At 37.5% G+C, this 21,809-nt stretch carries 19 protein-coding genes and 1 riboswitch; of the genes, 10 read left to right on the top strand and 9 right to left on the bottom strand.

All coding sequences use genetic code 11. The annotated features are described in order from the left end of the window. Positions 1–15 precede the first annotated feature (15 nt). Positions 16–936 carry a bifunctional riboflavin kinase/FAD synthetase gene (ribF, locus tag ND2E_RS01820; protein WP_033095664.1) on the bottom strand — a complete coding sequence of 307 codons (921 nt, stop codon included), beginning with the start codon at positions 934–936 and terminating at the stop codon, positions 16–18. Between the two features lie 153 nt (positions 937–1,089). Continuing rightward, entirely contained in the window at positions 1,090–2,685 is a 1,596-nt protein-coding gene (gene murJ, locus ND2E_RS01825; RefSeq protein ID WP_190277871.1) for a murein biosynthesis integral membrane protein MurJ, read from the bottom strand. A gap of 334 nt (positions 2,686–3,019) precedes the next feature. On the opposite strand from murJ, the gene rpsT reads away from it, so the two are divergent. The 3 genes from rpsT (at position 3,020) to ND2E_RS01840 (ending at position 6,948) form a co-directional block, all read left to right on the top strand. Continuing rightward, positions 3,020–3,280 (top strand): 30S ribosomal protein S20, encoded by a 261-nt coding sequence (gene rpsT, locus ND2E_RS01830; protein ID WP_033095662.1) that lies wholly within the window; start codon positions 3,020–3,022, stop codon positions 3,278–3,280. A 221-nt stretch (positions 3,281–3,501) separates the two neighbouring features. Further along, positions 3,502–5,184: a dipeptidyl-peptidase 3 family protein gene (locus ND2E_RS01835; protein ID WP_033095661.1), complete on the top strand. Its 1,683-nt coding sequence runs from the start codon at positions 3,502–3,504 to the stop codon at positions 5,182–5,184. 177 nt (positions 5,185–5,361) lie between these two features. Further along, positions 5,362–6,948 carry a methyl-accepting chemotaxis protein gene (locus ND2E_RS01840; RefSeq protein WP_052056985.1) on the top strand — a complete coding sequence of 529 codons (1,587 nt, stop codon included), beginning with the start codon at positions 5,362–5,364 and terminating at the stop codon, positions 6,946–6,948. Between the two features lie 163 nt (positions 6,949–7,111). On the opposite strand, the gene ND2E_RS01845 is transcribed toward ND2E_RS01840, so the two are convergent. Together ND2E_RS01845 and ND2E_RS01850 are read right to left on the bottom strand one after the other, a co-directional pair. Continuing rightward, the gene (locus ND2E_RS01845; RefSeq protein WP_033095660.1) at positions 7,112–8,908 is read right to left on the bottom strand and encodes an acyl-CoA dehydrogenase C-terminal domain-containing protein; all 1,797 of its coding nucleotides are present in this window, start codon (positions 8,906–8,908) and stop codon (positions 7,112–7,114) included. Positions 8,909–9,466: 558 nt separating this feature from the next. Continuing rightward, positions 9,467–9,919: a DUF3010 family protein gene (locus ND2E_RS01850; protein ID WP_033095659.1), complete on the bottom strand. Its 453-nt coding sequence runs from the start codon at positions 9,917–9,919 to the stop codon at positions 9,467–9,469. 245 nt (positions 9,920–10,164) lie between these two features. On the opposite strand from ND2E_RS01850, the gene ND2E_RS01855 reads away from it, so the two are divergent. Beyond that, positions 10,165–10,890, top strand: a complete 726-nt coding sequence (locus ND2E_RS01855; RefSeq protein ID WP_033095658.1) for an SDR family NAD(P)-dependent oxidoreductase — start codon at positions 10,165–10,167, stop codon at positions 10,888–10,890. A 53-nt stretch (positions 10,891–10,943) separates the two neighbouring features. Continuing rightward, entirely contained in the window at positions 10,944–11,888 is a 945-nt protein-coding gene (locus ND2E_RS01860) for an amidohydrolase family protein (protein ID WP_033095657.1), read from the top strand. Between the two features lie 9 nt (positions 11,889–11,897). Here the strand turns inward: ND2E_RS01860 and ND2E_RS01865 are convergent, their stop codons facing one another. From ND2E_RS01865 to ND2E_RS23220, 3 genes are all read right to left on the bottom strand, one after another. Then, complete coding sequence (locus ND2E_RS01865; RefSeq protein WP_033095656.1) at positions 11,898–13,073, bottom strand: mandelate racemase/muconate lactonizing enzyme family protein; 1,176 nt, start codon at positions 13,071–13,073, stop codon at positions 11,898–11,900. A 215-nt stretch (positions 13,074–13,288) separates the two neighbouring features. Then, positions 13,289–14,059 carry a class II aldolase/adducin family protein gene (locus ND2E_RS01870; RefSeq protein ID WP_033095655.1) on the bottom strand — a complete coding sequence of 257 codons (771 nt, stop codon included), beginning with the start codon at positions 14,057–14,059 and terminating at the stop codon, positions 13,289–13,291. A 72-nt stretch (positions 14,060–14,131) separates the two neighbouring features. After that, entirely contained in the window at positions 14,132–14,305 is a 174-nt protein-coding gene (locus ND2E_RS23220) for a hypothetical protein (protein WP_190277870.1), read from the bottom strand. 88 nt (positions 14,306–14,393) lie between these two features. Here ND2E_RS23220 and ND2E_RS01875 point away from each other — a divergent pair, with 88 nt between their 5' ends. The 3 genes from ND2E_RS01875 (at position 14,394) to ND2E_RS01885 (ending at position 18,478) form a co-directional block, all read left to right on the top strand. Next, the gene (locus ND2E_RS01875; RefSeq protein WP_033095654.1) at positions 14,394–15,620 is read left to right on the top strand and encodes a threonine/serine exporter family protein; all 1,227 of its coding nucleotides are present in this window, start codon (positions 14,394–14,396) and stop codon (positions 15,618–15,620) included. A gap of 335 nt (positions 15,621–15,955) precedes the next feature. Beyond that, the gene (locus tag ND2E_RS01880; RefSeq protein WP_033095653.1) at positions 15,956–18,019 is read left to right on the top strand and encodes a M13 family metallopeptidase; all 2,064 of its coding nucleotides are present in this window, start codon (positions 15,956–15,958) and stop codon (positions 18,017–18,019) included. Positions 18,020–18,283: 264 nt separating this feature from the next. Continuing rightward, positions 18,284–18,478, top strand: a complete 195-nt coding sequence (locus tag ND2E_RS01885) for a (2Fe-2S)-binding protein (RefSeq protein WP_033095652.1) — start codon at positions 18,284–18,286, stop codon at positions 18,476–18,478. Positions 18,479–18,547: 69 nt separating this feature from the next. Here ND2E_RS01885 and bfr (ND2E_RS01890) read toward each other — a convergent pair whose 3' ends face one another. Continuing rightward, complete coding sequence (gene bfr / locus ND2E_RS01890) at positions 18,548–19,015, bottom strand: bacterioferritin (RefSeq protein ID WP_033095651.1); 468 nt, start codon at positions 19,013–19,015, stop codon at positions 18,548–18,550. Positions 19,016–19,024: 9 nt separating this feature from the next. Further along, positions 19,025–19,510 carry a bacterioferritin gene (gene bfr, locus ND2E_RS01895; RefSeq protein ID WP_033095650.1) on the bottom strand — a complete coding sequence of 162 codons (486 nt, stop codon included), beginning with the start codon at positions 19,508–19,510 and terminating at the stop codon, positions 19,025–19,027. Between the two features lie 267 nt (positions 19,511–19,777). Then, positions 19,778–19,968: riboswitch (cobalamin riboswitch) on the top strand. Between bfr (ND2E_RS01895) and ND2E_RS01900 the strand changes: the two genes are divergently transcribed. After that, a complete protein-coding gene (locus ND2E_RS01900) occupies positions 19,961–20,791 on the top strand; it encodes an ABC transporter ATP-binding protein (protein WP_033095649.1) in 831 nt (276 codons plus the stop codon). (Overlaps the previous riboswitch by 8 nt.) Further along, positions 20,784–21,770 (top strand): FecCD family ABC transporter permease, encoded by a 987-nt coding sequence (locus ND2E_RS01905; protein ID WP_033095648.1) that lies wholly within the window; start codon positions 20,784–20,786, stop codon positions 21,768–21,770. Before ND2E_RS01900 ends, ND2E_RS01905 begins: the two co-directional genes overlap by 8 nt. The last annotated feature ends 39 nt before the right edge of the window (positions 21,771–21,809 follow it).

Below are 21,809 nucleotides of genomic sequence, written 5' to 3'. Positions count from 1 at the left end.
TCGACAAGTAAAGCTTTAAGCTAGTACTTGTTTTGCTTGTTCGCTGTCTTGACGAATTTGTGCAGTAAGTGCTTCAAGGCTATCAAACTTAATCACTGGACGTAGTTTCTTTTTAACAACCACTTCAATGCATTGTCCATACACGTTTTCATCAAAGTCAAAAATATGTACTTCTAGTTGTTGCCTGATGCCGTTAATAGTTGGCCTAGCACCAATATTTGCCACACCTTTAAATTCGCCATTGTTTGTTTTCACCATGACGGCAAAAACACCGCTAAGGGGAGAAACACGCCTTTTAAGTAACACATTTGCGGTGGGAAAGCCCAACTGTCGACCACGTTTATCACCATGAAACACTCGGCCAATTATTGAGTATTCTCTTCCTAGCATCTGTTTCACAGAGGCTAAATCATCTTTTTCTAATGCCTGACGAATAGCGGTAGAGCTAATGCGGCAATCTGACATTTTATAACTTGCGGTATCTGAAACATCGAAGCCATACTTATCTCCTGCTTGACACAACATAGAGAAATTGCCGGTTCGGTTTTTACCAAAGCGAAAATCATCCCCGACAATTAAGTGCTTTATACCTAATTTATTCACCAACAAATGTTCTATAAAATGTTGTGCGCTTTGGTTAGCAAAGTTAGTAGTAAAATTGACACAAATAAGTCGCTGCACACCAAGTTTCGCTAATAAATTATATTTATCGCGTAAACGGCATAATCGCGCAGGTGCTGTTTCTGGAGAAAAAAGCTCTTGTGGTTGTGGTTCAAAAACCAATACGGCAGCCACACAATTTAAGGCGTTAGCTTTACTGACTAACGCTTTAATTACTTGCTGATGTCCTAAATGAACACCATCAAAATTACCAATAGTTAGCACACAACCATGATCATTTAATTGAATATTATGTATTCCGCGAACTAACTGCATTAGCTATTATTCTGCCTTTTTACTATCACACTAAATGACTTTGATAAGTCACTAACGAACCTCAATTTTGACATTCGCATAAATTAAATCGACGAATTATATAACAGAGTGCGCCAATAATCAGTAGCCCTAGCACTTTATTTATACTTATTTTTATCTTTTTATGACCTTAAAGTCACTCAAACGTACGCCTAGCAGAATTATCATTACTAGATAACTGGCAACACCTGCAAGAATACACAACGTTAGTTGTTCTACTTGTTTAAGGAAATTCATCGCTAACCAAACTTCAAATTCACTGGATAATTGATACACAACCAATACCATTACAAGTGCACTTAATACCAACTTACCAATAAAAATGAGTGTCTTCGTCGGCAATTCATATACCCCCTTAGCTTTTAAACCTCGATATAACAACCACGCATTAAGCGTAGCTGAAAGCGTGGTCGCTAATGCGAGACCGACATAACCTAAAAACGGGGCTAACATCAAATTAAAAAACATGTTGGCGACCATTGCTTTGATGCCAATTTTTACAGGGGTTTTCGTGTCTTGGCGAGCGTAATAGCCTGGTGCAAGTATTTTAATAAACATAAAACTTAACAGACCTGACAAGTAGGCAAATAATGCCATAGACACTTGAATTACGTCGTGCTGACTAAATTCTCCTCGCATAAATAACACCATAATAATTGGTTGTGCTAACACCATTAAACCCGCTAACGCTGGCCAACCAAAAAGGCTTATCACTCTAATTCCCCAGTCAATAGTCGCGCTAAATTCTTCTGGACTATTATTACTATGTAACTTTGATAAGCTCGGTAATACAACAGTTGCAATACCAATACCAAACAAACCTAGGGGAAACTCAAGCAACCTATCAGCATAATAAAGCCAGCTAATAGAACCAGTAATTAAAAAACTGGCAATTAAGGTATCAAGTAGTAAGTTAATTTGTGTGACTGAGACACCAAACAAAGCAGGAACAATCAACTTTCGAATTTTACTAACCCCTTCGCTATGCCAAGACCACTTTGGCTTAACTAACATACCTGTTTTGTATAAAAAAGGGATTTGAAATAAAAACTGTATCAGGCCACCTAAAAACACCCCCCAAGCTAATGCATGAGCGGGACTTTGTGTATATGGTGCACCAAAAATAGCCATACTAATTATTGCGATATTAAGTAAAACAGGCGTAAATGCAGCAACCGCAAAACGTCCCATAGTATTAAGTACTGCACCTGAGAGCGCGGCAAAACTGATAAACCATAAATAGGGAAAGGTAATACTCAGTAGATTACTGGCCAGTGTAAACTTCTCTCCACCAGGCGCATCGCTATACCAATCAGCAAACCAGCCAAAGCCAAAAAGCATCACGAATAAGGGGGAAGCCAACATGCCAAATAATGTTACCCCAGTAATTATCACACCTAAAGTACCAGATACTTGCCCAATTAATATACGTGTTTTTTCATGGTTATTTTGTTTACCTTCTTCTTCAGCTTGCTGTTCATCTTTGACTTGATATTCACTTAATACAGGCACAAATGCTTGTGCAAATGCCCCCTCAGCAAACAGGCGTCGTAAAAAATTTGGAATTTTATTGGCAAATAAAAATACATCAGCCATTAAGCCTGTTCCCATCACATTGGCAATAACTACATCGCGTATTAAACCTAATACTCGAGAAACCAATGTCATAACACTAACAATCAGACCTGATTTAATTAACTTTTTACTCAAAAAAACATCTCCATAGTCAGCCTCTATTTGCATAATTAGTCGCAGTAAAAAAAGAGGAATGTGGCGTAAAAATCTGACGAAAAAAAATAATGTGTATTATGTGATGATTTTAGTTATTTAAACAATGTATACTTGCCCCTGTTCACAACATGTTTTGTTCTATCGGCTACTTTTAGTCGTAAACATCACCCATATTCTTTTTAATTGCATTTTATTGCTAACTTTTATAGTTGATATTAAATTAAACAATTAAAACATTTGACAATCAGCTAAAAAAAAGGCATATTTCGTCGCCTTAAATTTAAGCTTATAATCAATCTTTTAGGAGATCACCTTGGCTAACTCAAAGCAAGCTAAGAAGCGCGCAGGACAATCTGAAAAGCGCCGTCAACATAATGCAAGTCGTCGTTCAATGATGCGTACTTTACTTAAAAAAGTATTAACAGCAATTGAATCTGGTGACAAAGAAGTAGCGACTAAAGAATTTGCTGCTGCTACACCAATTTTAGATCGTTACGCAAGTAAAGGTCTTATTCATAAAAATAAAGCTGCTCGTTCTAAGAGCCGTTTAAATGCAGCAATCAAAGCACTTTAATTTTTGCTTTAACTGTATTACTTTTATGAAGTAATCATCATCTAGCTTAGCTTGATGAATTATTTAAAAACCGACTTTTGTCGGTTTTTTTATGTCTAAAATACCTCGTATTACTCCTTGTTAGAATAAATACAGTTCACCATTGCTTTTATTGCAAGGGGCTATTGCACTTATAACCTTTTTTTCTTAGTCTCTACGCAAATTATCAAAAGAGACATTTTATGAAAACAGTAAAACTAACAAAAATAGCAGCAGTTATCCTACTCGCTACGGCAACGTTAAGCGCCTGCAATAACACCTCTGAAACCAGCCCTACTAAGCAAGAAAATCAAGTAAGTCAGCCTGAATTACTTTCAGGCTTTGAGCAGCGCTTAAATATATATAAAGAAGTCACCCTAACGGCTGATTTGAGCCACTTATCTGCAAATCAAAAACAAATGCTCAAACTGCTTATTGATGCTTCGAAAATCATGGATGATCTATTTTGGCAACAAGCCTTTTCACAAGATAAAAAGAGCTTTTTAGCCAGCATTAGTGATGAAAAAGTAAGACGATTTGCTGAAATAAACTATGGTCCTTGGGATCGTTTAAATGGTGATAAAGTGTTTTTGAGTAAAACAGCACCTAAAGCACATGGCGCTGAATTTTATCCTGCAGATATGACTAAAGCAGAGTTTGAACAAAGTGAGTTTAACGATAAAAAAGGGCTTTACTCAATTGTAAGTCGTGATGGAGAAGGGAAATTAGTGAGTATTCCTTTTTCTGAAATTTATCATGACCAAATGGACCGCGCCGCCGCAATACTTGATGAGGCAGCAAAGTTTGCCGACGATAAAGAATTTGCAAACTACTTAACGATGCGTGCTCAAGCATTGCGCACCGATGAGTATCAAGCATCAGATTTTGCTTGGATGGATATGAAAAACAACCCTATTGATGTTGTGATAGGGCCAATTGAAAGCTATGAAGATCAACTTTATGGTTACCGAGCCGCTTTTGAGTCATATGTACTAATTAAAGATTTAGCATGGAGTGATAAGCTAGCAAAATACGCTCAGTTTTTACCTGAACTGCAAAAGGGCCTGCCAGTAGCTAAAAAGTATAAAGCCGAAGTTCCGGGCTCTGACGCTGACTTAAATGCTTACGATGTTATTTACTATGCAGGGCACTCTAATGCTGGTAGTAAAACCATTGCTATCAACTTACCCAACGATGAAGAAGTACAACTGAAAAAGGGTACTAGACGCTTGCAATTGAAAAATGCCATGCGCGCAAAGTTTGATGCCATTATGTTACCAATTGCTGATACGCTTATCGTGCCTGAACAGCGTAAAAACGTTACTTTCACAGGTTTCTTCGCCAATACCATGTTTCATGAAGTTGCTCACGGTTTAGGTATTAAAAATACACTTAACGGTAAAGGTCCAGTTCGCCAAGCATTAAAAGAACATGCCTCAGCACTCGAAGAAGGCAAGGCTGATATTCTTGGCTTATACATGATCCGCCAGCTGCTAAATAAAGGTGCAATCACCGAAGGGACTTTAAAAGATTATTACACTACCTTCATGGCTGGTATTTTCCGCTCAATTCGCTTTGGTGCAAGTTCAGCGCATGGTAAGGCTAACATGGTACGTTTTAATTACTTTCAAGAGAAAGGCGCATTTAGCCGTAATGAACAGGGCTTGTATAGCATTAATGTTGAGAAAATGACTGCGGCAATAGACTCTTTATCTGAACTTATCTTAACCTTGCAAGGAAATGGTGATTATCAAGGTGTGGATAACTTAGTGAAAGAAAGTGGCGTAATAGGAGAAACTCTAGCTGCGGATTTAGCCCGTTTAGAAACGGCCAATATTCCGGTAGATATTGTCTTCAAACAAGGTAAAGAAGTGTTAGGCCTATAACTTTCCCTATAAATCTTATGCTACTCATAAAGCGCTTTTAATGACTCATTACAAGCGCTTATATGGTCAAAACCTGACCTAAATCAATGTATTGTGAAACTATATAAGTAAAATAATTGTTACAAAAAAGTAACGATTATTTTCATAAACATATGAATAATACAATGAGTAATATTTATGAGTCCCCCTGTTAACAAAAAAACAGCAAAAGATACTGGTATAGAGCAAAAATTTTCAACCAATCAAATTTTATTATCAACCACCGATCTCAAAGGCCGGGTAACTTATGCTAATCATGACTTTTGTCAGATAGCAGGTTATTCCTTAGAAGAGCTCAATGGGCACGGGCATAATATTGTTCGACATAACGATATGCCTAAAGCTGCATTTTCAGATCTATGGACAACCATAGAAGCAGGAAAACCTTGGATGGGGCCGGTGAAGAACCAATGTAAAAATGGGGATCATTACTGGGTCAATGCTTATGTCACTCCGATCAAGAACGATTCAGGAAAGACCTTCGAATATCAATCTGTTAGAACTAAGTTAGACGAAGAAGTAAAAGTAAGAGCCAATAAGTTTTATCAGCAAATGAATGCTAATACTGTCCCATTATTACAAAAAACAACTCATTTTGACATGACGTTATATGTGCAAAATTTATTACTGTTAATTTGTTTATTCATTTCTGCTAGTGCATTAAGCAACTTAATACCGTTATTTATTTCTTTGCCTTTACTTGTATTAACATCGGTGACTTGCTTGCTTTTCTTCCGCTGGCGAAAGAACTACACCAAGCTAATCGCCAAAGCTGAATCAGTCTTTGATAATTCTTTAATGAGTTACCTTTATAGTGGCTCTGCCGATAAATTAGGCCATATTAATTTAGCATTAACTATGCGTAAAGCAGAGTTAAACGCGATTGTAGGTCGTGTGACTGATTTAACGCAAACCCTAAATAACACAGCTCAAGAAACCGCAAGCAATGGCAGTAATATTGCACAAATGCTTGATGAACAACACCAAGAGATTGAGCAGGTAGCCACCGCTATGGGACAGATGAGTACCGCTATCAATGAAGTCTCTAGCTCTGTCTCCGGGGCCACAGATGCCTCAAATCAAGGTAAGGCTATCAGTGAGACGGGTGTGCAAGCTGTCAATCAAACCGTAATTTCTGTTAAGTCGTTATCAACTCAATTAACCAGTGTTGAAAATGTTATTGAAAAACTTGCAGGTGGTCGACATGATATTGCCGCTATTTCTAATGAAATCAGTTCAATCGCCGATCAAACTAATTTACTTGCTCTCAATGCAGCAATTGAAGCAGCTAGGGCGGGTGAACAAGGCCGTGGTTTTTCTGTTGTTGCCGAAGAAGTTCGCGCTTTAGCACAACGTACTCAACAATCAACAGAAGAGATCAGCAAAACATTAACTGCGCTTAATCAAGAATCTCTCCAAGCAGTAGAGGCAATAAATGGCGGGGTAGTTCTTGTTGAACAGTGCACTGATTTTGCTAAAAACACTGGCCAAAGCTTACAAAATATCAATGAAGAAGTTGATAAAATTTCTGCTATAAATCATCAAGTTGCGGCATCAATTGAAGAGCAATCTGTAGTCGCTAACCAGGTTAACAATAATACCAAAAGTATAAAAGAAATAGCCAACTTAGGTGTTGAACATGGCAATGAAACTAGGCAGCTCAGTCAAAACCTACTACAAGAGCTAACCACTTTACATAATCTGATAGTTCAATTTGAGACTTAATAATTAAATTCAACTGAAAAAGATGAATCTTCGACTTAAAAAAGCATTAACTCTCGAAGTTTTTTAGAACAACATTGCTGTTTCATTTGAATGTTAAGTGGCAAAAAAAGGAAGCATATTGCTTCCCTTTTCTACTCAATACTTATCTCACTATTTTAAGAAATTAAAATTGAAAATCATCTGTATCAAGTGCCATCATCGAGTTCGCACCATTTTCAACACAAGCAGCATGTCCGTTAGCTCTTGGTAGAATACGTTGAAAATAGAAGCGTGCTGTTTTAATTTTCGCTTGATAAAATGCTTCGTCATCACAGCCATCTTTAAGTTTATCCTGTGCAACTTTTGCCATTTTTGCCCAAAAGTAAGCAAGCGTTAAATAGCCTGAATACATCAAATAATCAACAGACGCAGCACCAATTTCGTCTGGGTTTTGCATGGCTTTTTCACCAACTTTTTCAGTCATTTTTTGCCAATCACCACCAAAGCCCATTATAGGTTGAATAAACTCTTGCATCGCATCATCGTCAGCATTTTCTAAACAGAATTTTGTTACTTCGCTACCGAAAGGTTTAAGGATCTTTCCTTTAGAGCCTAAGATTTTTCGAGCCAATAAGTCTAATGCTTGAATACCTGTAGTACCTTCATATAAACAACTAATTTTGGTATCACGCATCAGTTGCTCCATGCCCCACTCTTTAATAAAGCCATGGCCACCAAACACTTGCACACCATGACTAGTACACTCTAGTCCTAGTTCAGTAAGGAAAGCTTTTGCAATTGGCGTTAATAAAGCCAGTTTAGTCTCTGCCGCTGCTTTTTCTTCTTCACAGTTACTAGCATGACCAATATCAACTAGCTGGGCTAAATAAGCAATCAGCGCTCGCCCACCTTCAGCAATGGATTTTTGCGTTAATAACATGCGACGAACATCAGGGTGAACAATGATTGCATCTGCCGGTCCTTCTGGATTTTTCACACCCGATAAAGAACGCATTTGTAATCTATCTTTGGCGTAAGCTAATGCACCTTGAAAAGATGCTTCAGCTGCTGCGACTCCCTCAGTAGCAACACCTAAACGCGCAGCATTCATAAAGGTAAACATGCAATTTAAGCCACGATTGACTTCACCAATTAAATAGCCCTTCGCACCATCAAAGTTAATCACACAAGTAGCGTTAGCATTGATACCCATTTTATGTTCGATAGAGCCACAGGTTACTGCATTACGATCGCTGGTTTCACCATCACCTGTCACATTAAACTTAGGAACAATAAATAGTGAAATACCTTTACTGCCCTCAGGAGAGCCTGGAATTCTTGCAATAACTATATGAACAATGTTGTCGGATAAATCATGTTCGCCCGCAGAAATAAATATTTTAGTACCTGTTAACGAGTAACTGCCATCATCATTCAGCTCAGCTTTGGTTCGCAGCATACCTAAATCAGTACCACAATGAGGTTCAGTTAAACACATGGTGCCAGTCCAAGAGCCTTCAACTAATTTTGGCATAAACTGACTTTTTTGCTCTTCACTACCATGTGCTTCAATAGTCGCTAATGCGCCATGACTCAAACCAGGATACATAGCAAAACTATGGTTAGCGCTAGAGAATAGCTCAGTAATTGCCGTGTTTAATGAATGTGGTAAGCCTTGCCCACCAAAATCTACATTTTGCGCGAGTGTTGGCCAGCCACCATTAACATATTGTTGATAAGCGTCTTTAAAACCATCTGGTGTCGTCACCTCGCCATCAGTCCAAGTACAACCTTGTTCATCACCACTTTGATTTATAGGGGCAATGACTTGTTCAGTGAACTTAGCTGCTTCACTAATAATGGCATCAACCATATCTACACTAGCATCTTCGTAACCTAATTTTTGATAATGACTATCGCAATCAAATAGTTCTTGCATAACAAATTTAATGTCTCTGATCGGTGCTTTATACTCTGGCATGACTTTCTCCAATAATTAACTTTTTTTGCTTAACAAAAGCCAACTGGTCAGAGGTCGACTTTCAAACAGGTGTTTGATTAAATCACGTTATTAACTATTTTTAAAGTAAAATAGAAAAAAGGAGAGATATTTCGTCACAAAGAACCGTTTATTTTTTGGGAAAACTCTTTCATAACGCTTCTTCCAGCCATATTTAATCGCCTTATTAAAGAAGTACAATCAATACAAAAAGAATGATTCACAACGCTTGTCATCATGTAATGGTGACTTATTACACTATTAGAATCATCTACCCAGCATAAGTTTTGATGGAATATCTGCAATGACTTTTGGCCATTTTGATGAGTATTGTTAAGTTCATTGCGCTATTAGCGGACACAAAAGTAAAAAGCCAGCTAAGTTAGCTGGCTTTTTTCAAGAACTGGCTTTTTTCAAGGAATAGGCAATAAAAAAGCTTAGCAAGATTAATTGCTAAGCTTTAATTATTGCTTTAAATAAGTACATTTAAAAATGAATTATTTAAACTCGTACTGCGATAAAACAGTCGTCTTAACAATTTTATTCAGAGTCTACTCTATAGGCATTATTTTGCGCTTCTAAATAAGCAAAAACAGTTGTAAATGCTTGTTCTTGAAATTGCTTTAAGCCAGTATCACGAAAATCGATATCAATTTGACTTCTCGACAATTCTTTCTTAATAAAAGCACCTGATAATACTTCAACTTCTAATGCATCAATCAATTGAATAGCGGCTTCAATTTTAAAGCCAACAGGACCACCAGCAAATTTACCTTTTAAAGCACGACCTTTAATTTGTACATGAGTAACTTTGTAATCTTCCATTAACTTAGCAAAAGTAAATTGAAATTTTTTCACTGCTTCTGCATCGCCCGCATTATCTAGGCTAATTTTTTGTACGCGCGTATGAGGGATATCATACAAATTGTTTTCTTTTGACACGATACAAATTATCGCATCATTACTCTTAATTTCTACACCACAAGCTTTCATGGAAAAACCTCATTAAACAAATTGCCAATATTATATACTCATTATCATGCAAAGTGCAGGATTTCAGAGGGAAGAAAATGACTTTAAACGAGAAAAATTATTTCGGCATCAACATACAATTCGTTAATTACCTCACAAAGAAGAGCGAGTAAATTGTGCCAAGAAACAATTGCGACTTAACTTTATGGAACTTAATTAAGCTTACAGGTATCATTTCAAATAATTGCGTTAATTGAGATAATTTAATGAAAAAAGTCTGTGTAATCACCGGTGGTAGTTCGGGTATTGGTTTAAGCATCGTAAAATTATTTGTTAAGAATAATTACCGAGTATTTAATTTAGATTTAGTTGCCTCTGCAGAAGGAGATTTTCGCCATTGTGATGTTACTAATGTAAGCCAAGTAACCGCAATCATTAATGATATCGCGAAGCAACACACCATAGATGTTTTAATATCAAATGCAGGCATTCATTTTTCGGCGACCATTGAAAATACCCGTGAAGAAGATTTAAATAAAGTCTTTAACATCAATGTTAAAGGAGCTTACGCTGCCATCAAGGCAGTATTACCATCAATGAAAGCTAATCATAACGGTGCAATTTTATTAATGGCTTCTGATCAAGCATTAATTGCCAAGCATAATTCATTTGCTTATAACTTAAGTAAAAGTGCCCTCGCCTCAATTGCTAAAACAACAGCCCTTGACTACGCGGCTTATAATATTCGTGCTAATGCTGTTTGTCCCGGTACCATAGAAACGCCGCTGTACCACAAAGCAATTGATAACTACTGTCAAAAGTCAGGTGCGGATAAAAACGAAGTACATAAAGACGAAGAAAAACTGCAACCCTTGCAGCGCTTAGGACAACCAGAAGAAGTCGCTGAGTTGGTACTATTTTTAGCGTCAGATAAGGCTAGATTTATCACCGGTAGTTTACAAGTAATCGACGGTGGTTATACTGCGCAATAGTCTTTATTTTAACTTAGAGTCTCTAAACATTGGAATAGTCGAAATTAAATACTATGACCGTTAATATTATTGATCCGCACCTGCACTTTTTTGATCTTTCCCGTGGCGAATATCATTGGCTTAAAACACAAAACCCGCCCTTTTGGCCAGATAAAGCACTTATCCAAAAAGATTTTAGGGTTGAAGAGTTAAATGACTCCTTGCAGGCAAGTGATAAAATAAAATTGGCTGGTTTTGTTCATATTGAGGCAGGTTTTGACAATGCAAAACCTTGGCGTGAACTTGAATATATTGACAGTTTCGCGTGTCAAAATAATCGTACAGTAGCAAGTATAGATTTATTAGCAGCACCAGAGCAGTTTCAAAAAACACTTCAAAGGTTACGGCAACATAAGAGTTTAATTGGCACTCGCCATATATTAGATGAACAAGCGGCAACGATATTATCGGATCAAAATTCACAACTAAACTTTGCCAACCTTAATAAAACCAAAGACTTTATTTTTGAATTACAATTATCGTTGGCTGATGAAAGTGCGATTAACGTTATGCCGCTATTAACTCAAACTATCTCAAAAAATAGCCAGCTTAAGTTCATTATCAATCATGCAGGCTTCCCACCTAAAAACATCAACAGTCATGCATGGCAGATATGGCAACAATATATCAGTGAATTAGCGAATTACCCCAATGTATTTATAAAGTGTTCTGGTTGGGAAATGACAGACAGACATTATGCAATGTTGTGGTTTACTCAGGTGACACGATATTGTCTTGATGCCTTTTCAAGTCAACGTGTGATGCTCGCCAGTAATTTCCCCTTGTGTTTACTCGCTGCAGAAATCGGTAATAAGCTTAATCATAAGAGCTATGTCGGCTATTGGCAGGACATTCTTGAATCTAGCGTCATAGAACAATGCAGTAAAAATGAAAAAAACGCATTACTTTACAGTAATGCGCTTCGTATATATCAACTTGCTAACTCACAAACTGAGTAGTTTAACTCTCTATTTAATCGTTACATTTGGTGATTTTTTAACGATTGCATCATTAAGTTCGATGCCAATACCTGGCACTTCTGTTACTTGGAAAAAACCATCTACAGGTTGTGGATCCTGTAAACATAGCTCTCTATTCCAATCTTTAATGGCGTAAGTATGATGTTCATGAATTAAAAAGTTTGGAATAGCAGTTTCTAAATGCAATGAGGCAGCTGTTGCAACGGGACCACCACAAACATGTGCTTGTATGCGAATATCGTAAACATCTGCATAATCACAAACTTTTTTAGCTTCAGTAAAACCACCACATAAACCAACATCAGGTTGTAATACATCAATACTTTGATCTTCAAAGTAAGGTCTTACATCCCAACGATGATACAAACGCTCACCTCCGGCAATAGGCACATTGACGTTTTCAGATACTTTTTTATGTACTGCTGGATTTAAATAATTAACCGGCTCTTCATACATCATACAACCAACTTCTTCGACAACTCTGCCCATTTGTATTGCTGATGCAGCTCCCATCAATGAATGAGATTCAAAAATAATATCGACATCATCACCCACGGCATCACGAATAGCGCGTAGTCTGTCGCCAAATAAACGCATTTGCGGTTTAGTGAATAATTTTGTTCGATCAAAAGAAGAGCTGCCATCGCCGTTATAAACAATTGGGTCAACCTTAACAGCATCATAACCTTCATCAACGGCTTTTAGTGCAGCTTCAGCATATTGCTCGGGCTCAATTAATTTGCTTATTTCACTATCCCAATCGAATTGTAATTGGCTTGCATAAGTACGTAACTTGTCATTTACCTTGCCACCTAATAATTGATAAACAGGCACCCCTAATGCTTTACCCTTAATATCCCAAAGCGCGGTATCAATGGCACTCATAGCTGAGTAGAGAACAGGTCCGCCGCCTAAGCCCCAAAAACTTTCTCTTAACATACGAGACCAAAGAAGTTCAGTATTAAAAGGGTTAAAACCGATCAGCACAGCTTCGCTAATTTCTTTAATCATGGCTGCTGCAGCGCTATGACCCCAGTCATAAGCTAAACCCGCCTCACCAACACCACAAATACCTTCATCGGTATGTATACGTACAAAAACAGGGTTCCAAGCGGTGCGCTTAGGGCAATGGATATCAAAAACTTCAACGTGAGTGATCTTCATATTTTTCTCAACTAAGTTAATTTTTTATTTAGTTAACTCTCTGTATAGTTAACTCTCGTTTCAAAATTATTATTAAATCTTATAATTATGCTCAAAAGAAGTAGCCATTTTTCTTGACGTTATATCGTTCAAGTTAAAGGAAAAGGCACGGAGTTGACTTTAGTCAATGAGTACCTTTGACGAATAAATTGAGCGATATAACAAAAAGAATATGACTACTGAGCAAATGTAGGATCATTACGATAAACACGACGTACCATCGCTGGCCATGCTTTTTGACCACCGGTTTCACCATCATGAACAATATTAGCTTGCGCCTTAATACCATCAATAATACTTTGTGGGGCATATATAGGTTTCATGCCTGTTGCCATAACTTGCAACTGTATTTGACAGGCACGTGTTAAATCATACATATGCATGAACGCATCACCAATAGTTTTCCCCATAGTTAATGCTCCATGATTGCGTAATAACATAAAGTTTTTATTGCCTAAATCATTTTGCAATCTAAGTTTTTCAGCATCATTCACCGCTAAGCCTTCATAATCATGATAACTCATTGAAGCCAAGGCAAACATTGAGTATTGGCTTAACGGCAATAGGCCTTCTTCAACACTAGCAACAGCAATAGTTTCATTGGTATGTACATGTAAAGCACAAATATCATCATGGCGAACTTCATGGACAGCACTGTGAATAGTAAAACCTGCTGGATTTATATTAAAGGGACAATCTTTATCGACAACATTACCTTTGATATCAATTTTTACTAAATTTGACGCCGTTATTTCCTCAAAAGCTAAGCCAAAAGCATTAATCAAAATATGTTCAGTACCAGGAATACGCACAGAAATATGGGTATGAATAAGATCGTCCCAACCATGCATTTGTAATAATCGATAACAAGCCGCTAAATCAACGCGTAATTGCCATTCTTGGGCTGATACTTTATTTTTTAAGTCGAGTTTCGGCAATTGCTGCATTAGGTATCTCTCTAGTTATAAAAAGGTAATATCACTAGATTTTACCTGATGATCCATAAGCAATAAAGTCGTTTAAAACATGGTTTTGATAATTGCCGCCACGATAAGAACAAATACCAAAATTCGCGTAATTTTACTGTATTTACCTTGTTGCTCATCAGTCATGGGTTTACCAAATTTCTCACCCAAAGTAACCATTAAGAACATAGCAACAAAGACACAAAGCAAAATAATTATTAATGTCATTTTTATACCTTTTCGTTAGTTTTTTATACCTAGTGTTAGCAAAATCGATTACCATAGCGAACAGTGCCAGCTACCATTTTATTTCGCAATGCAGAAAACCGATAACTTTTACCAAAAACGCCGCTTTATCATAAAATTAGGTAAAGCTTTACATAAGCTGGGTTCGACCGCTTATCGCCTAGAAGATAACTTATTATCTATCGCTAAGTTCCTTGAACTTCGCGCTTCTTTTATCATCACGCCTACCGCTTTAACGTTTATCTTATCTGATGATGAAGATGATCAGCAATATAATCATTTAGTACGGGTTAGCCCTGGCGATATTGATCTTGGCTCTTTAGCGCGTATAGATGAACTCGTTGATGAGTTAATTGATGGTCAACGTACACTCGAGGAGGCCATTGAGCGTTTAGCTGAGGTAAAAAATAAACCAGCGCCTTACGGCACCCTGTTATCCTTTTTAGCTTTTGGTGCATCAAGTGGCGCTTTTGCCATGTTAATGCATACCAGTTGGCACGATGTTTTTTGGTCGACTATATTGGGCTGGGTTACTTTTGCTTTTGTACTTTGGTCAGAGCGCTCACGGCGCATGTCCGATTTACTCGAGCCTATGGCAGCGCTCATGGCATCATTGCTAGCCTCAGCAATATCTATGTTTGACCCTAGCATCAATATTCCTATGGTTATTCTATCAAGCATCATTGTGTTTATTCCTGGCCTGTCTTTAACTGTAGGTTTATCTGAGCTTGCTGCTCGACATTTAATGTCAGGTACCGCGCGTATCATGGACAGTATAATGGTGCTATTTAAACTATATTTCGGCGCAGTACTGGGAATGGCTTTAGGTAGTTTAATGTGGGGAACAGCAATATTTCTCCCTCCTGAAACTATGCCTGTTTGGACTTCTTGGTTAGCGGTAACCACCTTATCAGCAAGTTTAGTTATTCTTTTTAAAGTTCGATTAAAAGATGCTCCATGGGGCATGATTGCTGGGTATATAGCTTTTGGCGTGAGTATTTGGGCTACTGAGTATTTGGGTGTGGCGCTAGGTGCGTTTGTTGGTGCTTTTGCGCTAGGTTTATACAGTAACTTATTTTCAAGAGTGATGAACTTACCTTCAAGTATTGTAAGGCTGCTGGGGTTAGTTGTGCTCGTGCCCGGTTCAAAAGTTTATATTGGTTTAAATAGTGCTGTTTCGGGCCAAAATATGCTAAATGTGCCTGATTTAGGTTCACAAACATTCTTAATATTTATGTCTCTGGTCGCTGGCATAATATTTTCCAATGCCGTATTACCCCATGGTAAAAACTTATAGAGTAAGCTATTGACGAATATAGTGATCAGCAACTGTAGTGTGAACCAGGCTTGTTAACCCAATGTTAAAAGCCTGTTAACCAATAGAAAACAACAACTTATCTCTCACTCATTGTTCCGTCATAAATTTTGCCTGTTTTTGCTGACAAAACAAATATGTAAAATGATGTTTCACTTGCTGGAAATCCTCAAAAATACCTCGTAGAATCGAGTCATCGTGTGCACAAAACATGTGAAAGTAAACAAATTAAACGTATAAATAATTAAAAAAATTAACATACTATTTATATTGTGCTCACTTAAATTCATTTTATGACTTATAAATAAGGACTTTTCATGAAAGCAATTATTACTAGTGCAATATGCTCATCATTATTGCTAATGACCGGCTGTACTACTCAAGCTGATAGCAGCAGTAATGCTCCTTTGGTGACTCAAAAAACGGCATTAGCTTCAGGTATTGAAAAAGCTAATTTAGACACCAGCGTACGTCCACAAGATAATTTCTACCGTTATGTAAACGGCAACTGGTTAAAAAAACATGACATTCCTGGAGATAAAACGGCTATCGGTTCATTCTATGATCTGCGTGATAAAGCTGATGATGATGTTAAAGCCATCATAGAAGAACTTGCGGCAGAAGAAAATTTAACTCAAGGCAGCGATGAGCAAAAAGTAGCAGATATATTTCGCTCATATATGGACACAGAAAAGCGTAATAATTTAGGTGTGAAACCAATTCAGCCTATTTTTGATGCCATAAACAAACTCAATAACAAATCTGAATTAGCGGGCTTTTTCGGTAAATATCAAGCAGTAGGTGTCGGCAGTCCTTTAGCTTTTTACATCAGCGTTGATGCAAAAGATTCAAGCAGTTATGCCACTCACATCTGGCAAAGCGGTTTAGGTTTACCAGATAAAGACTACTACGTTAATGAAGCAGAACGTTTTGTCGCGTTGCGTGCTGGTTATGTTGCTCACATTGAAAACATGTACAAACTAGCAGGCTTTAAAAATGGTAAACAAGCTGCTAAAACTATCATGGCATTAGAAACAAAGTTAGCAAAGTACCATTGGAGCCGAGTACAAAGTCGTGACAGTGAAAAGCGTTACAATAAGTTTGCTGTGAACAAATTAAATGATTTAACAGATGCTTTTGATTGGTCCGCTTATCTGGCTGCTCAAGGTGTTGCTTCTCAACAAGACATTATAATCAACCAACCAGATTTTGTTGAAGGCTTCGGTGAAATATTTGCTGAAACATCATTAGATGATTGGAAAACCTATTTGAACTTCCATAGCTTAAGTAATTTTGCTAGTTACTTGAGCACTGATATTGATAATGAAAATTTTGATTTTTATTCTAAACAGCTAAGTGGTAGAGAAGAGCAACGACCACAGTGGAAACGTGGCGTTAGTGTCGTTAACAGTAATTTAGGTGAAGTTATTGGCAAAGTGTATGTAGCTCGTCACTTTACCCCGCAAGCGAAAGCGCGCATGAGTGAATTAGTAGAAAACCTGCGTACATCATATGGCAATAGCATTGATGATCTTGAGTGGATGTCAGCAGACACTAAAAAAGCTGCCCATGTTAAATTAGCAGCGTTCACCCCTAAAATTGGTTACCCTGATAAATGGGAAGATTACTCTGGACTTAGCATTAATGCTGACGACTTAGTAGGTAACATTCTGCGTTCTTCGCGCTTATCTCATGAAAAAGAAGTGGCAAAATTAGGTGGTCCAATACAAAAGTGGGAATGGGGCATGACACCACAAACAGTTAATGCTTACTACAACCCAACAGTAAACGAAATTGTTTTCCCTGCGGCTATATTACAAGCACCATTTTTTAATATGAAAGCAGATGACGCGGTTAATTACGGCGGTATTGGTGCTGTAATTGGGCATGAGATGGGCCATGGTTTTGATGATCAAGGTAGTAAATATGACGCTGAAGGTAACCTTAGAAATTGGTGGACTGAGCAAGACTTAGCTGAGTTTTCTGAACGTACTAAAGCTCTAGTTGAACAATATGATGAATATCACGTATTTGACGATTTAACGGTAAATGGTAAATTAACCTTAGGCGAGAACATTGGCGACTTATCAGGTGTCACTATCGCGTATAGAGCTTATAAAGCATCATTAAACGGCGAGGAAGCTCCTATTATTGATGGTTTAACCGGCGATCAACGTTTCTTTATGGGTTATGCTCAAATTTGGCGCGCAAAAATTGTAGAGAAATCTGCACGTAACCGTGTAGCAACTGACCCTCATTCACCTGCGGAATTCCGTGCCCTCGGTTCACTTTCAAACATCAATGAGTTTTATAAAGCATTTGATGTTAAAGAAGGTGATGCTATGTATATAGCACCTGAAAAACGCGTTAAGATTTGGTAATGAGTTTACTTACATAACAATACAAAAGGAGCTTAGGCTCCTTTTTTTAAATCTGCATTTTATAAACGCTACACCCGAATTTTTCGAAAGGCCACGACATTAAAGCATTTTAGAGAAATATATTTAGTAAAAATATCCCCTAATTTAGAACAAATATACTAACTTACTAATTTTATTACAAAACAATCTTATTGATAATTATTATCATTAAGGTTATTATATGCATCATTAATTAAGTATTATATTTTGAGTTGAGAATTTTTTATGTACGTTTGTATTTGCCATGGTGTTACTGATACCCAGATAGAATCCGCTATTGATAATGGCGTAGAGACTATGAAAGGGTTATCTCAAGAACTTAATGTTGGCTCACAATGTGGTAAATGCTGTCAATGTACTAAGCGTGTACTTAACAGAAAATTATTACAAATTGCTGAAGCACAGCCACAAGTAGCTTAAGTTTTTTAATAAATAAACTAATCAGCTTACTTTGCAGCCACACCTCGCAGTGTTAAACAAATGCTCTGGTTAACTCATCATAGATTGTAAGTAATTCTCAATACCTGCATGATCAATAATATATTGTTGCGATTCTATCCAATCAATCTGCTCTTCTACGTTTTCCAATAAATCTTCGGCTAAGTCTCTGCTGATATAGTCCTGTACCTTCTCACTTTCAACAATTAATGTTTGTAGCGCCTGACGTGAAACATACTCTAAGTCCATATTGGATTGCAACATTTCACTTGCATGTTCACCAATATGCAAACGCCCTAAGTCTTGTAGATTTGGCAAGCCTTCTAAAAACAAGATGCGTTCGATAAGATCATCTGCTTGCTTCATTTTCTCAATAGATATTTTATAGTCTGCTTTATTGAGTTTTTCTAAGCCCCAATTTTTATACATACGTGCATGCAAAAAATATTGATTAATCGCAATGAGTTCAACGGCCAATGCACTATTTAATAAGCCAATAATTTGTTTATTACCTTTCATGACAACCCCTTAACCTGGTAAATGCTGACCCATATGAGATTGGATATAATTTTGCAGCCCGATTTTATTAATAAGCCCTAACTGTTTTTCAAGCCAATAAACGTGATCCTCTTCGGTGTCTTCAAGTAGCTTCTCTAACATTTCTCTGCTTATAAAGTCCCCCTCACTTTCACATAAAGTAATAGATGCTTTTAATGCAGCGACTACCTCCATTTCGAGTGTTAAATCATTAGCGAGCATACTGGGCACATCATCACCTATAATTAAGTCTCGACGATCGGTTAAGTTAGGAGTACCTTCAAGAAATAAAATTCGCTTTATCAGCGCATCGGCATGTGTGATCTCCTCTTGCATTTCATGATCAAGTTGCTCAAAGAGTTTATCTAGTCCCCAGTCTTGATACATTCGAGAGTGAGTAAAATACTGATCAATGGCTGCTAACTCGTTATGCAATAAGCCGTTAAGACTTGCTATAACTTTTGGATTACCTTTCATTTTATACCTCTTTAATATGTTGAGAACATAGTGATGACACTGAAAATCAGCGAAACTCAGTTGCTTTAAAGCCTAGTAGATGAATAAGGATTTATCGAATTATTAAGAAGAAATAATGTTACTAACCGTTTAAATTTTAAGTGAAAATTATTTGTATTTGCATTGATTAAATTAAATATGAACTATGCCACAGAATAGTAAGCTTTATTATTCTCCAGATGAAAAAACAAGTATAGCCATCTAAACATCTAAAATTTGCTAATGACGATAAATCAAGATAGAATTCGCTTCTCAAAAGTTTTTTGTGTTAACGAAGATGGTGTAAATCCATCACTGTACCCGCAACTGTAAATGAGCTGATATTATTTGTTTATAATATTACTAGCTCAAAGTCAGATAGCTAACTATAGAAACTTACTTATTACCGTGCGGGAAAACACGAGTTTAATTATGTCTACGCTGCTAAATATCTCAGGGCTTAACTGGAAGGTTCCACATAAAACCATCTTGCAAGACATTAGTTTTACTGTCAGCAAAGGTGAAGTGATCGGTATTATTGGTCCTAACGGCGCAGGTAAAACAAGTCTCTTACGTTGCATAATTAACCAAGCTAATATTCTTTCTAGCACAAATACCAGCGGTAGCGTTCAACTTAAAAATCGCTCTATAACACAATTTAGTGCCCGAGAAATTGCTCAGCATTTTGCCTTAGTAATGCAAAAGAATGACTCTATCTTTGCCTTATCAGTGCAAGATGTCATGAAAATGGGTCTACTGCCGCACAAAAGTTTGTTTTCGCTCGATAGTGATTATGATAAATCTCAAATTGAATTGGCGCTCAGCAAAGTCGGATTAAGCCACGCACTAGAAAGTCATTTTAATCAGCTTTCTGGCGGTGAACAACAACGGGTATTAATTGCACGAGCATTGGTACAAGCAAGTCAAATATTAATCCTTGATGAACCGACCAATCATCTTGATGTTTACTACCAACATCAAGTATTACAGTTAGTTAATAAACTCAACATTACCGTGATCATGACAGTACATGATCTCAATTTAGCCAGCTTATATTGTCAACGATTACTACTGTTAGATAAAGGGCAATTAATTTGCGATGGTAGCCCTAAAGAAGTTTTAGCGCCCGAACAATTAAGTAAAATTTTTGGTTTACCTTGTCAGCAAAATATCGATGCCATCACTGGCGCAACGCAAGTATCCTTTTACCTTAAAGAAACGTGTATTCCAAACAGCGACATTTCGGAGCTTTCAGGTGAATAAAGTCTCAACGCGTTTATTCGCACTGCTGATACTCGTCATTGTATCAGTACTCGCAGCAATAACCTTTGGCCCTGCTGACATCGACTCTTCACAGTTAATTTCCTGCTTAGTGGGCTCTTGCCAAAATCAAATAGCAGACATTGTTATTTGGCAAGTACGTATTCCAAGGGTGCTGGTCGCCTTAGTTGCAGGCATGGGCTTAGCCATAGCGGGGGCTATATTACAGAACACTACACGTAACCCACTCGCTGATCCATACCTGTTTGGCATCGTTTCAGGTGCAGGTTTGGGCGCAACGGTTGCCAACATTTCCTTAGCCGACAACTTAACCATTGCGCTGCCTTTAGCCGCATTTCTCGGGGCTCTTTTTTCAGTCATCATAGTGGTGTTTATCGCTAAGGTACTCCAACGCATGGAACAGCTACTTCTCGCTGGTGTCGCCGTATCATTCATGCTCGCCTCAATAACCCAATTTATTCTCTATTTTGGTGAGCCTTTTGCGACCAACCGCGTTATTTTTTGGCTTATGGGTAGCTTAGCTAGAGTGGAAATGAGTAATTTTTACGTCATTGCTAGTATCTTATTAATCGCAATGATCACAGTACTGGCACTGCATAGGCAAATTGATGCCCTATTATTGGGTGATGAGAGTGCTGCCAGCTTAGGTGTAGATGTCGATAAATTACGCTTACTGATGTTAGGCATTTGTGCTGCATTGACGGCAACCATAGTCGCTTACTGTGGCGGCATTGGTTTTGTTGGTTTAATGATCCCACATATTGTCAGGCAACTTATTGGCGTAACAACGCTTAAGTTAATTATTGGCAGCGCGCTCATTGGCGCTATATTTCTTATCTGGGTAGATGTTATTGCCCGATCATCACTACCTCATGCCGAGATCCCAATTGGCATCATTACCTCAGCACTAGGTAGTATATTTTTCTTATTTATCATGTATCGCTCTAGAGCGATAACTTAATAAATTGATGTTTAATAAACCAAAACAGCAGGGATAACC

The organism is Colwellia psychrerythraea (assembly GCF_000764225.1).
Classification (GTDB): domain Bacteria; phylum Pseudomonadota; class Gammaproteobacteria; order Enterobacterales; family Alteromonadaceae; genus Colwellia; species Colwellia psychrerythraea_D.
This window is presented reverse-complemented; position numbering and strand designations above follow the sequence as displayed.

Excerpts from the sequence above, each read along its gene's own strand:
- ribF (WP_033095664.1), bottom strand. The coding sequence starts at position 936 with ATGCAGTTAGTTCGCGGAATACATAATATTCAATTAAATGATCATGGT.
- ND2E_RS01835 (WP_033095661.1), top strand. The coding sequence starts at position 3,502 with ATGAAAACAGTAAAACTAACAAAAATAGCAGCAGTTATCCTACTCGCT.
- ND2E_RS01840 (WP_052056985.1), top strand. The coding sequence starts at position 5,362 with ATGAGTCCCCCTGTTAACAAAAAAACAGCAAAAGATACTGGTATAGAG.
- ND2E_RS01845 (WP_033095660.1), bottom strand. The coding sequence starts at position 8,908 with ATGCCAGAGTATAAAGCACCGATCAGAGACATTAAATTTGTTATGCAA.
- ND2E_RS01850 (WP_033095659.1), bottom strand. The coding sequence starts at position 9,919 with ATGAAAGCTTGTGGTGTAGAAATTAAGAGTAATGATGCGATAATTTGT.
- ND2E_RS01855 (WP_033095658.1), top strand. The coding sequence starts at position 10,165 with ATGAAAAAAGTCTGTGTAATCACCGGTGGTAGTTCGGGTATTGGTTTA.
- ND2E_RS01860 (WP_033095657.1), top strand. The coding sequence starts at position 10,944 with ATGACCGTTAATATTATTGATCCGCACCTGCACTTTTTTGATCTTTCC.
- ND2E_RS01865 (WP_033095656.1), bottom strand. The coding sequence starts at position 13,073 with ATGAAGATCACTCACGTTGAAGTTTTTGATATCCATTGCCCTAAGCGC.
- ND2E_RS01870 (WP_033095655.1), bottom strand. The coding sequence starts at position 14,059 with ATGCAGCAATTGCCGAAACTCGACTTAAAAAATAAAGTATCAGCCCAA.
- ND2E_RS23220 (WP_190277870.1), bottom strand. The coding sequence starts at position 14,305 with ATGACATTAATAATTATTTTGCTTTGTGTCTTTGTTGCTATGTTCTTA.
- ND2E_RS01875 (WP_033095654.1), top strand. The coding sequence starts at position 14,394 with ATGCAGAAAACCGATAACTTTTACCAAAAACGCCGCTTTATCATAAAA.
- ND2E_RS01880 (WP_033095653.1), top strand. The coding sequence starts at position 15,956 with ATGAAAGCAATTATTACTAGTGCAATATGCTCATCATTATTGCTAATG.
- ND2E_RS01885 (WP_033095652.1), top strand. The coding sequence starts at position 18,284 with ATGTACGTTTGTATTTGCCATGGTGTTACTGATACCCAGATAGAATCC.
- bfr (WP_033095651.1), bottom strand. The coding sequence starts at position 19,015 with ATGAAAGGTAATAAACAAATTATTGGCTTATTAAATAGTGCATTGGCC.
- bfr (WP_033095650.1), bottom strand. The coding sequence starts at position 19,510 with ATGAAAGGTAATCCAAAAGTTATAGCAAGTCTTAACGGCTTATTGCAT.
- ND2E_RS01900 (WP_033095649.1), top strand. The coding sequence starts at position 19,961 with ATGTCTACGCTGCTAAATATCTCAGGGCTTAACTGGAAGGTTCCACAT.